8 protein-coding genes and 1 tRNA gene are annotated in these 13,776 nt (G+C 33.9%); all 9 read left to right on the plus strand.

What is annotated here, in order from left to right; translation table 11 throughout:
• Positions 1 to 371: 371 nt before the first annotated feature.
• The 9 genes from B5D16_RS10050 to B5D16_RS10090 all read left to right on the plus strand — a co-directional run bounded on the left by B5D16_RS10050 (position 372) and on the right by B5D16_RS10090 (position 13,518).
• Complete coding sequence (locus B5D16_RS10050) at positions 372 to 2,459, plus strand: elongation factor G (RefSeq protein WP_078766858.1); 2,088 nt, start codon at positions 372 to 374, stop codon at positions 2,457 to 2,459.
• Complete coding sequence (locus B5D16_RS10055; protein WP_078766859.1) at positions 2,374 to 4,101, plus strand: L,D-transpeptidase; 1,728 nt, start codon at positions 2,374 to 2,376, stop codon at positions 4,099 to 4,101. The genes B5D16_RS10050 and B5D16_RS10055 overlap by 86 nt, the downstream gene beginning before the upstream one ends.
• A 78-nt stretch (positions 4,102 to 4,179) precedes the next feature.
• Positions 4,180 to 6,594, plus strand: coding sequence for a leucine--tRNA ligase (gene leuS, locus B5D16_RS10060; RefSeq protein WP_078766860.1), 2,415 nt, complete (start codon positions 4,180 to 4,182; stop codon positions 6,592 to 6,594).
• Between the two features lie 266 nt (positions 6,595 to 6,860).
• Complete coding sequence (locus B5D16_RS10065; RefSeq protein WP_159444362.1) at positions 6,861 to 9,239, plus strand: HAD-IC family P-type ATPase; 2,379 nt, start codon at positions 6,861 to 6,863, stop codon at positions 9,237 to 9,239.
• 173 nt (positions 9,240 to 9,412) lie between these two features.
• Entirely contained in the window at positions 9,413 to 10,621 is a 1,209-nt protein-coding gene (locus B5D16_RS10070; protein ID WP_078766862.1) for an NADP-dependent isocitrate dehydrogenase, read from the plus strand.
• Between the two features lie 217 nt (positions 10,622 to 10,838).
• Positions 10,839 to 11,807 carry a carbamate kinase gene (gene arcC / locus B5D16_RS10075; protein WP_078766863.1) on the plus strand — a complete coding sequence of 323 codons (969 nt, stop codon included), beginning with the start codon at positions 10,839 to 10,841 and terminating at the stop codon, positions 11,805 to 11,807.
• 137 nt (positions 11,808 to 11,944) lie between these two features.
• Positions 11,945 to 12,442: a cysteine hydrolase family protein gene (locus tag B5D16_RS10080; RefSeq protein WP_078766864.1), complete on the plus strand. Its 498-nt coding sequence runs from the start codon at positions 11,945 to 11,947 to the stop codon at positions 12,440 to 12,442.
• A 21-nt stretch (positions 12,443 to 12,463) separates the two neighbouring features.
• Positions 12,464 to 13,384, plus strand: a complete 921-nt coding sequence (locus tag B5D16_RS10085; protein WP_078766865.1) for a magnesium transporter CorA family protein — start codon at positions 12,464 to 12,466, stop codon at positions 13,382 to 13,384.
• A 61-nt stretch (positions 13,385 to 13,445) separates the two neighbouring features.
• Positions 13,446 to 13,518: transfer RNA gene (locus tag B5D16_RS10090), tRNA-Thr, on the plus strand.
• Positions 13,519 to 13,776: the final 258 nt, after the last annotated feature.

Below are 13,776 nucleotides of genomic sequence, written 5' to 3' on the forward strand. Positions count from 1 at the left end.
ATCATAAAATAATTTAGCGGTTTAAATCACCATAGTATTATATAATATAAGCTCTAAAAAAACAACAAAGAATAATAAATAAATGCTTAAAAATGAAAATATAAGAGGAATAAATACATTTGGAAACTAAAATTCTGATTTTGTTATAAAAATCTTCTAATTTTTTAAGCAAATGCAACAAACATACTTGTATTTTGTTTAAAAAATTGGTAATATTTAATAAAGCCGAAGGAAAATCATAAAGATTTTCCTGAGCGTATATGTGCAAAGTCCGAAGGACTTTGTGTCCCGAAGGAAAATTATAAAAAAGGTATTTAGATTTTAGGAGGTAAATCGTCATGATTTAAATATATAGTATGGAGGTAAAAACTATGAATGTTTACAAGACAGAAGACATTAGGAACGTAGTACTTATGGGCCATGGGGGGGCCGGAAAGACAACAGTAGTTGAAGCATTAGCTTTTTGTACTGGTGCCATAAGCAGAATGGGAAGTGTAGATGACGGAAGTACCATTAGTGATTATGACAAGGAAGAGATTAAGAGAAAGTTTTCAATTAATTCTTCAGTAGTACCAATCGAATGGGAAGGTATTAAGATTAATCTTCTCGATGCACCTGGTTACTTCGATTTTGTTGGACAGATGGAAGAAGCCATGAGTGTAGCGGATGCAGCGATTATTGTTGTCAATGGTAAAGCAGGTGTTGAAGTTGGAACAAAGAAAGCTTGGGATATATGTGAACGTAGAAAGATTCCTAGATTGTTCTTTGTTACAGGAATGGATGATCCTAATGCAGATTATTTAAAGATTTGTGAGGAACTTAAGAGTTTGTACGGAAAGAAAGTTGCTCCTTTCCATCTTCCATTTTGGGAGAATGATAAATTATCAGGATTTGTTAATGTCGTAAAGATGGGCGGTAGAAGATTCCTTGAAAAGGGATTATATGAAGATTGCGACATTCCATCAGATGTAAGAGGTGATCTTGATCAGGCAAGAGATATGATTTTAGAAGCTGTTGCTGAATCTGATGAGGAACTTATGGAGAAATATTTTGCTGGAGAAGAATTCACACAGGAAGAGATTTCAAAAGCACTTAGAACTAGTGTTATAGAGTGTGATATTGTTCCAGTTCAAATTGGTTCGGGTGTTGATGCACATGGTATGAACATGTTGCTTCAGTCTATTGAAAAATATTTCCCATCACCTGAGAAGGCAGAAGTATTTAAAAAGGGTACTAATACAGCAACAGGTGAGGAGATAGAAGCTGATAAGGATATTAATAAGGATGTATCAGCGTACGTATTTAAAACCATAATGGATCCGTTTATTGGTAAATATTCATTAGTTAAGGTTTGTACAGGTATCTTAAAAGAAGGTACAACAGTTTATAATCCAACGAAAGATGTTGAAGAAAAACTTAGTAAGTTATATGTGATTAGTGGTAAGAAGGTTACAGAAGTATCTGAACTTTATGCAGGTGATATTGGTGCTATTGGAAAACTTAATTCCACTAGAACAGGTGATACACTTGCTACAAAGAAAACACCAATTGCATATCATCCAACAACTATGTCAAAGCCATATACATATAAGGCTTACAGAGCTGTTAATAAGGGTGAAGAAGATAAAATCTCACAGGCACTTACTAAGTGTTGTATAGAAGATTTAACACTTAAAGTTGTTAATGATGAAGAGAATCGCCAGAGTTTAATTTATGGTATTGGTGATCAACAATTAGATATTTTAGTAAGCAAACTTGAGGAAAAATTCAAGGTTAAGATAGAACTTGATAAACCAAAGATTGCATTTAGAGAAACGGTTAAAAAGAAAGCAGCCGATGTTCAGGGAAGACATAAAAAGCAGTCAGGCGGAGCAGGTCAGTTCGGTGAAATCGTAATTGACTTCGAGCCATCAGGGGATTTAGAGAAACCATATGTTTTTGAAGAAGTTGTAGTAGGTGGTTCAGTACCTAAGAACTTCTTCCCAGCAATTGAGAAGGGAATTGCTGAAAGTGTATTAAAGGGTCCTTTAGCTGGATACCCAGTAGTAGGTGTAAAGATTACACTTAAGGATGGTAAATATCATCCGGTTGATTCAAATGAAATGGCATTCAAGATGGCTTCAATTAAAGCATTTAAGGAAGCTATGATGCAGGCGGGTCCAATCTTACTTGAACCAATCGCATCAGTTAAGGTTACTGTTCCAGATTCATTTACTGGAGATGTAATGGGTGACTTTAACAAGAGAAGAGGAAGAGTACTTGGTATGAATCCAGATGATAATGGTAACACAGTTGTTGAAGCTGATGTTCCAATGTCAGAACTTTACGGATACTCAACAACTCTTCGTTCAATGACAGGTGGTATTGGTACATATGAGTATGAATTTGCTAGATATGAACAAGCACCTTCAGATGTACAGGCCAGAGAAGTTGAAAAGTATCAAAATAAAGACGAATAAGAATATAACTGAGTTTGAAAAGAAACAAGCCTGGTATTACTTCGGTGATACTGGGCTTGTTCTTTTGTATAAAGGGTTTTCAATGTTCACAAAGTATAATTTTTGTAGTATAATGTGCGTTGTAACTTTGAAATTTAAGAAGAGAGAATCTTGGAGTATTGTTATGTTTGAAGATGAAGAGAAAAAATTAAATAATGATACAACAGAAAAAGAGAATAATGAAATTAGTGGTTCGGCGTTAATGGATAGCTTGAATTCAAATGATAACAAAGAAGTTGACCCAAGTACAAGGGGTAGGCTTATGGTTGAGGAAGGCAGAAAGCGAAGAAGAAAAAGAAAGAATCTCTTTGATTTTGGACTTAACCTTTTACAACTTGCCATAGTTGCAGTTTTTGTTATTGGCGTTCTTTCATTTGCTAAGAATAAGCTTGATGCTGAAAGAGATGTTACTTCAATTGATAAGAAGAATGAAGAAACTGTAACAGGTGAAGATGAAACGGAGACAGGTGCAGGAGCACAATCAGAAGAAAGTTTTAAATTCGAATTAGTTCTTAATATTAAAAAATATGCACTTATTGTAAATAAAAAGTATAAGGGTAAGGATCCTGAGGTTTTCAAAGTTATGAAGTGTAACATAGGTAATGATGTTAAGAAGGGTGAATATAAGATAAAAGATAGGTATTCATGGACTCAGACAGGTGACCTTGAAAAGACTAAGGGTAGCACGGCGACTCATCCAGGTAAGGATAAGATTGGTTTTTCTACTTATTTTGGTGGGAAGAGTGATGCATATTGGTCACAGTATACTTGCAGATATGCAGAGAATCTTTGGATAGGTTCAGTTTATTACACAAATCCATATAAGTATTATATGGTAAAGGAATCCTACGATAAACTTGGTAAGTATGACTTGGATGGTGGATGTATTCAGCTTTGCGTACGAGATGCTAAGTGGATTTATAAGAATTGTCCGGATGGTACAAAGTTTACAGTTGAAAAGGGCAAGAAGTCTGATAAACTTTCCATGAAGTTTGAGGATATTCCTGAAAGATATAAGAAGTGTGGTTGGGACCCTACTGATAGTTCTAAACAAAATCCATATAACAAGGCGTCTAATGGTAATTTAGTTGTTAATGAAAATAAGATTATTGTAGAGCGTGGTTCTAAAATTGATTATTTAGCAAATGTTTTATTACTTTCGGATAAGGGTAAAGATATCACAAGGAAAGTTAAGTATGATGAAACTACTTCAGCAGCAGAGGATGAACATGTTGTTGAGTATTCTTACAAGAAGAAAGATGGAACTAAGCTTAAGGCTAAGATAAAATATAAGATTGTTGATACAACACCGCCTATAGTTAGATTTACAAGTGAAAAGAAAGATGACTATGTGGTTAAGACTAAAGAAAAGTACGAAGATAAATTAACTAATGATAAGTTAAAGAAGGAAATAGAAGATAAACTTAAGAAAGTTATTAATGCATCTGATCTTGGATCAAAAGAAGATAACAAAAAAATTGAGTTTAATTATCCAAAGAAAATTAAGTTTGGAGATAACATAATTAGAATGTCAATTAAGGATTATTATGGCAATGAAACCTGCTTTAATGCAGTAATAAACATAGAATACGAGCCTAAATAATATTTACACTTGATATTTGCTAATATTTGGTTAAAATATTATCTAGTGATAAAAATATTTTTACAGGAGGATAAAGTTATGTCAGTACCTTATAATCATAAGGAAATTGAAAAAAAGTGGCGTCTTAATTGGGAAAAGAAACCAGTTAATGTGCAAGATGGAAGTAAGAAGGAATATTACTGTCTAGATATGTTCCCATATCCATCAGGCAGCGGACTACATGTAGGTCACTGGAGAGGATATGTTATTAGTGATGTATGGAGCCGTTATAAGATGCTAAATGGCTATCATGTAATTCACCCTATGGGATGGGATGCATTTGGTCTTCCTGCAGAAAATTACGCAATCAAGATGGGTGTACATCCTAGAGTTTCTACAGCTGAAAATGTAGCTAACATTAAAAGACAGATTAAGGAAATCTCAGCAGTTTATGACTGGGATTTAGAAGTTAATACAACTGATCCAAATTATTATAAGTGGACTCAGTGGATTTTCGTTAAGATGTTTAAGGAAGGTCTTGCTTATCAGAAGGAGATGCCTATTAACTGGTGTCCTTCATGTAAGACTGGTCTTGCTAACGAAGAAGTTGTTAACGGTAAGTGCGAAAGATGTGGCGCTGAAGTTACAAAGAAAAACTTAAATCAGTGGATGCTTAAGATTACTAAGTATGCAGATAGATTACTTAATGATTTAGATAAATTAGATTGGCCTGAAAAGGTTAAGAAGATGCAGACTGACTGGATTGGTAAGTCATACGGTGCAGAGGTTGATTTTAAGTTAGAAAATAGTGATGAAAAGATTACTGTTTATACAACAAGACCTGATACACTTTATGGTGCAACATTTATGGTACTTGCACCAGAGCATGAGATGGCTAAGAAACTTGCAACTGCTGAAACAGAGAAGGCAGTAGAAGAATATATTACAATGGCTGCTAATAAGTCATCAGTAGATAGACTTCAGGGTAAGGAAAAGACTGGTGTATTCACTGGTAGCTATGCTATTAACCCACTTAATGGAGCTAAGGTACCTATCTGGTTATCAGATTATGTACTTGCTGATTATGGTACAGGTGCTATTATGTGTGTACCTGCTCATGATGACAGAGACTTTGAATTTGCTACAAAGTTCAATATTCCTATTATTCAGGTTATAGCTAAAGACGGTAAAGAAATTGAAAACATGACAGAAGCTTATACAGATGCTGTTGGAACAATGATTAATTCAGGAGACTGGAATGGTATGGAATCAGCCGTACTTAAGAAGGAAGCTCCACATATCATTGAAGAAAAGGGATTTGGTAAGGCAACTGTTAATTATAAACTTCGTGACTGGGTATTCTCAAGACAGAGATATTGGGGTGAACCAATTCCTATTATTCACTGTCCTGATTGTGGCGCAGTTCCAGTACCAGAGGAAGAACTTCCATTATTACTTCCTGAGGTAGATAGTTATCAGCCTACAGGTACAGGTGAATCACCACTTGCAGATATCGAAGAATGGGTTAATACAACATGTCCATGTTGTGGTAAGCCAGCTAAGAGAGAAACAAATACAATGCCACAGTGGGCTGGTTCATCATGGTATTTCTTAAGATATGTTGATAATAAGAATGATAAAGAATTAGTTAATAAACAGAAAGCTCATGATTTATTACCAGTTGATATGTATATCGGTGGTGTAGAGCATGCAGTTCTTCACTTACTTTACTCAAGATTCTATACTAAGTTCTTATATGATATTGGTGTAGTTGATTTTGAGGAACCATTTGCTAAGTTATTCAACCAGGGTATGATTACTGGTAAGAACGGTATCAAGATGAGTAAGTCAAAGGGTAATGTAGTTTCACCTGATGATCTTGTTCGTGATTATGGTTGTGATTCACTTAGAATTTATGAACTCTTTGTAGGACCACCTGAACTTGATTCAGAATGGGATGAAAGAGGTATTGATGGTGTTTACAGATTCATCAATAGATTCTGGCATCTTGTTGAAGATAACAAGGATTGTGGTATTGCTGCTACAAAGGAAATGGAAAAGACAAGACATAAACTTGTTTATGATATTACAACAAGACTTGAAGGATTCAGTCTTAACACTGTAGTTAGTGGATTTATGGAATATAACAACAAACTTCTTGAAATTGCTAAGAAGGAAGGCGGTATTGATAAGGAAACATTAGAAACAATGACAATTCTTATCGCACCATTTGCTCCACATATTGCAGAAGAACTTTGGGAAAGACTTGGTCATGAAAATTCAGTATTTGACAATAAGTGGCCAGAGTATGATAAAGCTAAGATGGTAGATGATGAGGTTAAGGTTGCTGTTCAGATTAATGGTAAGACAAAGACTGTTATTGAAGTTGCAGCAGATATCTCAAAAGACGATGTTATCGCAAAAGCTAAGGAAGCACTTGGCGATAAATTATCAGGTAACATCATCAAAGAAATTTACGTACCAAAGAAGATTGTTAATTTGGTAGTGAAGTAAATTCATTAAGAATTTACTGAACGTACTTGTGCAAAGTCCAAAGGACTTTGTGTCCCGAAGGGATTAAATCGTTGTATCCTTTACAACGATTTAACGGATGAAGTAAATTCATTAAGAATTTACTGAGCGTACTTGTGCAAAGTCCAAAGGACTTTGTGTCCCGTAAGGGATTAAAATTCGGCCAACCGATGCCGAATTTTAACCAGTGAAATAGGTTTTTTAGGTATAGTCTGCAACGTATGTTGCAGACTAGCCTTTATTTTTTGATGGGGTTAGAGAAGGATATGGGACTTACAACTGAGCAAGCCCTAAAACTAAAAGAAGAGGGCAAATATAACGGAAATGTTAAAGCAGGCACAAAGACAGTGGGTGAAATACTATTTGATAATATCTTCACCTTTTTTAATGCTGTCAATTTAGTGGCTGCTATTTTTGTATTTACAACTGGTTCATACAAAAACATGACTTTTATGTTTGTATGTTTTTGGAATGCAATAGTTGGTATTTTTCAAGAGATGAAAGCTAGAAGAACGCTTACAAAACTAAAGATATTACTTAATCCAGTGGCTTTCGTTATTAGAGATGATAAAGAGATTCAAATAAAAAGTGATGATATAGTATACGGTGATACTTGTGTTTTTTATGCAGGTGATCAGGTATGTGTTGATGGTAAAGTAATTGAAGGTGAAGGCTTTGTTAATGAAAGTCTACTAACAGGTGAAAGTATTCCTGTTCCTAAAAAGAAAGATGATAATGTTCTTGCTGGTACATTTGTTGCAGAAGGAAAACTTATAGTTGAAGCAACAGGTGTTGGTGAGGAAAGTTATACATATAAAATTATTAAAAGAGCTAAGAAATTTAAGAAGAATCGTTCGGAAATAATGTATTCTATTAACTATGTTATTAGGCTTGTAACATTATTTGTTATTCCGGTTGCAACTGGTTTAATATTAAAGCAGCATTTTGTAAGTCATGATTCATATAATGAAATTGTTTTAAGTACTGTTGCTGCAACCATTGGTTTTATTCCAAGTGGTTTTGTCCTTTTAACTAGTTTGGTTATGTTTAAGGGTGCGATTAAGTTATCATTTTATAATACATTAGTTCAGGATTTGTATAGTACAGAGAAACTAGCTAGAGTTGATACGATTTGTTTTGACAAAACAGGTACACTTACTAAGGGTAGATTTGATGTAACTAAAATTGTTGAAATAAATTGTAGCAGGGATGAGTTTGAAAAAGCTCTTAAAGAGTATTCGAATACTGGATTTGATAGGAATTCAACCATTCTTTCAATTAGAGCATATTATTCTGGGAAAGATTATAACTGGAATTTTATTGATGGAATACCTTTTTCATCAGCTAGGAAGTGGAGTCTTCTTGAATTTAAGGAAGGAACTTATGTACTTGGTGCACCTGATGTGTTGCTTTCAGATAAAGAGAAATTTAACAGCAAATACAACCAAGAAATGGTTCATGGTGCAAGAATCATAGCATTTGGCAAATGCGAAAGTTATGATAAGGATAAAGAAACATTTGAGGGCTTTAGCCTTATGGGATTAGTTATTCTTAAGGATACACTTAGGGATAATGCAAAAGAAACTATAGAGTTTTTGGATTCTCAAAAACTTAATATAAAAGTTATTTCTGGCGATAATCCGCTTACTGCTTCAATTGTTGCAACGGAAGCAGGTATTAAGGATGCTGATAAATATATTGATGCATCAAGTATTGATAGTATTGAAGATATAAAGGAAGCAGTTGATAAATACACTGTATTTGGTAGAGTTACACCTGAATTTAAACTAAAATTTGTTCGTGCGCTTCAAGAACAGGAACACATAGTTGCAATGACAGGTGATGGCGTTAATGACGTTATGGCGCTAAAGGAAGCTGATTGTAGTATTGCAATGCAGTCGGGAAGTAGTGCCGCAAGAGATATTTCAAGTGTTGTTTTACTTGATTCGGATTTTGCTCACATTCCAGAAATCATAAGAGAAGGACGACGTTCAATTAACAACCTTGAGCGAAGTGGTGTATTATATTTAACTAAAACAGTTTATGCGATTTTATTAGCATTACTCTTTATTGTTATTCCATATAGTTACCCATTTAAGCCAATTCAGTATACACTTCTTGGAACTCTTACAATTGGATACCCATCATTCTTCCTTGCGTTTGAACCAAATGATGAAAGAGTAAGGACGGGATTCCTGTATAATATTTTATTTAAGGCTATACCGAATGGTGCATTAGTTGCAACAAATGTCTGTCTTTCAGCATTAATGGTTTATATCTGGCTACGCTCAGATCTTACATTATCAACAATGGCTACACTTACAACTGGTCTTGTATCAATGTTTATTTTTACAGATCTTTGTAGACCATTTACAAGACTTAGATTTTGGGTTACTGTTTTAGTCCCTATAGTATTTTGGACAGTTTTATTAATACTTCCAGATGTATTTGATGTTATGGGAATTACACTTATGAGATTTTATGGTTCGGTAGTTATTTTAAGTATTGATTTTGTGATTTACTTATTCTACAGAATGCTCACCAGAAAATTCTTCAATAAGGATAAGTTTAGAGCAAGAATTACGAACTGGCTTAATAAAAAGGCGAGAAAACAGGCTAAAATGTAAGATATTCATTGAAATATAAGGATAAATATGATATAAATATAGCGATGTAAATTTATCAAGAATTTACAGAGCGTATATGTGCAAAGTCCAAAGGACTTTGTGTCCCGAAGGGATTAAATCGTTGTATCCTTTACAGCGATTTAACTAATGACGATTTAGCAGGAGGAATTGCAATGGAAAAAATTAAGATGACCACTCCACTTGTAGAGATGGATGGCGACGAGATGACAAGAATCCTTTGGAAGATGATTAAAGATGAGTTATTGCTTCCATTTGTTGACTTAAAGACAGAGTATTATGACTTAGGTCTTGTTTATAGAAATGAGACAAACGATCAGGTTACTATTGATTCAGCAAATGCTACAAAGAAATACGGTGTAGCAGTTAAGTGTGCAACTATCACACCTAATGCAGCAAGAATGCCTGAATATAATTTAAAAGAAATGTATAAGAGCCCTAATGGTACAATCAGAGCAATGCTTGATGGTACAGTATTTAGAGCACCAATTATCGTTAAAGGTGTTGAACCATATGTAAAGACATGGAAGAAACCTATTACAATTGCTAGACATGCATATGGTGATGTATATAAAGCTACAGAAATGAAGATTCCTGGAGCAGGTAAAGCAGAACTTGTTTATACAGCTGCTGATGGTAGTGAAACACGTGAACTTATTCATGATTTCACAGGCGCTGGTATTATTCAGGGTCAGCATAACTTAGAAGATTCAATCGAAAGCTTTGCAAGAAGTTGCTTTAACTATGCACTTGATACAAAGCAGGATTTATGGTTTGCTACTAAGGATACTATTTCTAAGAAGTATGACCATACATTTAAGGATATATTCGCTGAAATCTTTGAAAAAGAATATAAAGAAAAATTTGAAGCAGCTGGCATTGAGTATTTCTATACTTTAATTGATGATGCTGTTGCTAGAGTTATTCGTTCAGAAGGTGGTTACATCTGGGCTTGTAAGAACTATGATGGTGACGTTATGTCAGACATGGTTGCTACAGCTTTCGGTTCACTTTCAATGATGACATCTGTATTAGTTTCACCTCATGGATATTATGAGTATGAAGCTGCACATGGTACAGTTCAGAGACATTATTACAGATACTTAAAGGGTGAGAAGACATCTACTAATCCAATTGCAACAATCTTTGCTTGGACAGGTGCTCTTCGTAAGCGTGGTGAGATGGATAACATTCCTGAACTTGGAGTATTTGCTGATAAGCTTGAAAAGGCTTGTATCGATACAATCGAAGCAGGTAAGATGACAGGTGACCTCGCTCTTATTTCTACACTTGAGAATAAAGAAGTTCTTAATAGTGAAGAATTTATTAAAGCAATTAGAGAGACTCTTGAAAAGAGTTTATAAGATAGGCTAAAAGCCGAATACAAAAGGATGTTTATTAATGCAAAGTGGCATTATTTAGACATCCTTTTTGCATTGATTTATATGTCAGTATATAGTGGTCAAACAGAGTCTATTGTGATATACTATAAGGGTAATGCTAATTAGAAAATAGCGAGTGATAAAATGATTTTGATTATTGAATATTAAATCTATTCTATTAGATTTGGAGGTATACATTATGGCAAACAAGAAATGTGTTGTTGCCCTTGGAAGAAATAGTTTTAGTAGTTCATTTCCAAAGCAGCAAGAAAGAGTTAAGACAGCAGCGAAAGCTATTGCAGATTTAGTTGAAGAAGGAAGAGATATTGTTATTACTCACAGTAACGGACCACAGGTAGGTATGATATGGTCAGCTCTTTCAGAATATAGTAGAAATCACAAGGAAAGAACTAATGCACCTATGTCAATTTGTGGTGCTATGAGCCAGGGATATATAGGTTATGATTTGCAGAATGCAATCAGAACAGAACTTTTAAATAGAGGTATTTATAAACCAGTTTCAACTATTATTACACAGGTACGTGTTGATCCTTTTGATAAGGCATTTAATAATCCTACAAAGGTTATAGGAAAAGTACTTACTGAGGATGAAGCTAATCTTGAAGAAAAGAAAGGTAATCATATTGTAGAAATTTCTGATGAAGAGGCAAGGGAAGCTGGTATTCCAGAAGGTGAAAAAGGATATAGAAGAATTATTGCTTCACCACATCCTATTGATATTTATGAAATTGATGCAATCAAGACTTTATTTGATAATGGTCAGCTTGTAATTGCTGCAGGTGGTGGTGGTATTCCAGTATTACAGCAGTATTCAAATCTTAAAGGCGCAAGTGCTATTATTGAAAAAGATTATACAGCTGCAGCTCTTGCAAATATGCTTGATGCAGATGAATTACTTATTCTTTCATCTTGTGACTACTTAACAGTTAAGGATGAAGATGGTAGTGAGGTTGAACTTAAAGAGATTTCAAAAGAAGAAGCTGAACAGATGGTTGCAGATGATAAATTTGATGCAATTACTTCACTTCCAAAGATAGAAGCAGCACTTGATTTCGTAGGTGTTAAAGATGGAAGAAGTGCTTGTATTTCAAATCTTGAAAAAGTGAAAGAAACACTTGATAAAAAAGTTGGTACATGGATTAATTAATGAATTTATTGATTTGTTGATTTGTTAATTGTATTAATACTTTTAGTTTTGAAATAAAAATAGATTTATGAAATTTAGATATCTAAGTAGCGATTTGCTACTTAGATATTCTTTTATGATTTGGATTGGAGGTTATTATGAAAACACTAATAGTTGTTGATATGCAAAAGGATTTTGTTGATGGCGCTTTAGGAACAGCTGAAGCAGTTGGTATTTTAACTAATGTTAAAAACAAAATTAAAGAATATATTGATAATGGTGATGAAGTTATTTTTACAAGAGATACTCATCATGAAAACTATTTAGATACTAACGAAGGAAAGCACCTACCAGTTGTTCATTGTATAGAAGGTAGTGACGGCTGGCAGATATATGAAGGCTTATATGTTGATGGTTGTAAAATTATAGATAAACCATCATTTGGATATACAGGTTGGAATGAGTTTAAATTTGAAGAAGTTGAACTTATAGGATTATGTACAGATATTTGTGTAGTTAGTAACGCTTTGATACTAAAGGCATTATTCCCTGAAATCAAGGTTTCGGTTGATAGTAAGTGTTGTGCTGGTGTAACAGTTGAAAGTCATGAAGCAGCACTTAAAACTATGAGTATGTGTCAGGTAGAAGTAAAATAAATTTATTCAAGGAGGTTTTTTATGTCAAAGTATTATAACATAAAAGAATTACTTGATGATTGCGAGAAACGTGATTTGGTAAAAGGAACTCCTTATGTTGCAATTCTTTCGTATGAAGAATGGTGTAACGATATGGAGTCATATGATTTTGGAATTGACTTGGATTTAAGCATAATAGATATTCATAATACAAAGGCTGAAGTAAACTATGATTCATTGACAGGTAACTTTTTAATACCGGATAGAAGTAAGCTAGGTGAAGAAGAAAGCAAGTTTGCATTTGCTCTAGATGAAAAAGGAATTGTATTTATTGATGAAAGTGGAAAGGCACTTTCCATAATAGAAGAAATAAAAAGAACTAAGAGATGGAAGAGTCCAAGTTTAGAAAGATTTCTATATGATTTTCTTGAAGGAATAATAAGAGGAGATCTTTTAGTTATTGAAAAATATGAAAAAGAATTAAATCAAATAGAAGATGTTATAGAGTCAGGTAACACAGATATTTCACTTGATAGAGTGAATGAAATACGAGGTGAAATTAGAGAATTATCAGTTCATTATGAACAGCTTATAGACCTTACTCAGGAACTTGAAGAGAATGAAAATAATTTCTTTAATGAGAAAAACGTCAGATATTTTAGAAACTTTTTAAATCGTCTTGCAAGACATAATGATATGATTAATGCTCTTAAAGATTATACCGTACAGGTAAAAGATCTTTATCATACACAACTTGATGTAAAGCAGAATAGAATAATGACATTGCTTACAGTTGTAACAACTGTATTTATGCCATTAACACTTATAACAGGTTGGTATGGAATGAACTTTAAGTATATGCCAGAACTTGAAATGAGATATTCATATTTTGTTGTTATTTTAGTATGTTTAACAATTGCAATTGGAAGTTTAGTGTTTTTCAAAAAGAAAAAGTGGCTATGATTTTGTTGTAAATATGCTAAATATATGATATTATTTAGGAGTTGTATTTAATACAATTAATGCTTCCGTGGCGCAGTCGGTAGCGCGCATCCTTGGTAAGGATGAGGTCTCGGGTTCAAGTCCCGTCGGAAGCTGTGCGAACTGCAAAACATTGCATAAAAGGTAAAAAGAGAATCAGTTCAAGCTCGCTTGAAAACTGATTCTCTTTTTGCGTTTTATATGATGCGCGCAGCGCATCATGAATATTTTCATACAAAGTATGAAAATATGAATGCAATGTGTTTGCAGTTCGCACAAGTAATGTGTGATAAGCGCGCAGCGCATCATGAATATTTTGCAAAGCAAAATATGAATGCAATGTTTTGCAGTTCGCACAGTGCTGTGAGCATATA

It is taken from the genome of Eubacterium uniforme (assembly GCF_900167115.1).
Taxonomy (GTDB): domain Bacteria; phylum Bacillota; class Clostridia; order Lachnospirales; family Lachnospiraceae; genus Eubacterium_S; species Eubacterium_S uniforme.

Bases quoted from the DNA above. Each gene is read 5' to 3' on its own strand.
- B5D16_RS10050 (WP_078766858.1), top strand. From the start codon at position 372: ATGAATGTTTACAAGACAGAAGACATTAGGAACGTAGTACTTATGGGC.
- B5D16_RS10055 (WP_078766859.1), top strand. From the start codon at position 2,374: ATGAGTATGAATTTGCTAGATATGAACAAGCACCTTCAGATGTACAGG.
- leuS (WP_078766860.1), top strand. From the start codon at position 4,180: ATGTCAGTACCTTATAATCATAAGGAAATTGAAAAAAAGTGGCGTCTT.
- B5D16_RS10065 (WP_159444362.1), top strand. From the start codon at position 6,861: ATGGGGTTAGAGAAGGATATGGGACTTACAACTGAGCAAGCCCTAAAA.
- B5D16_RS10070 (WP_078766862.1), top strand. From the start codon at position 9,413: ATGGAAAAAATTAAGATGACCACTCCACTTGTAGAGATGGATGGCGAC.
- arcC (WP_078766863.1), top strand. From the start codon at position 10,839: ATGGCAAACAAGAAATGTGTTGTTGCCCTTGGAAGAAATAGTTTTAGT.
- B5D16_RS10080 (WP_078766864.1), top strand. From the start codon at position 11,945: ATGAAAACACTAATAGTTGTTGATATGCAAAAGGATTTTGTTGATGGC.
- B5D16_RS10085 (WP_078766865.1), top strand. From the start codon at position 12,464: ATGTCAAAGTATTATAACATAAAAGAATTACTTGATGATTGCGAGAAA.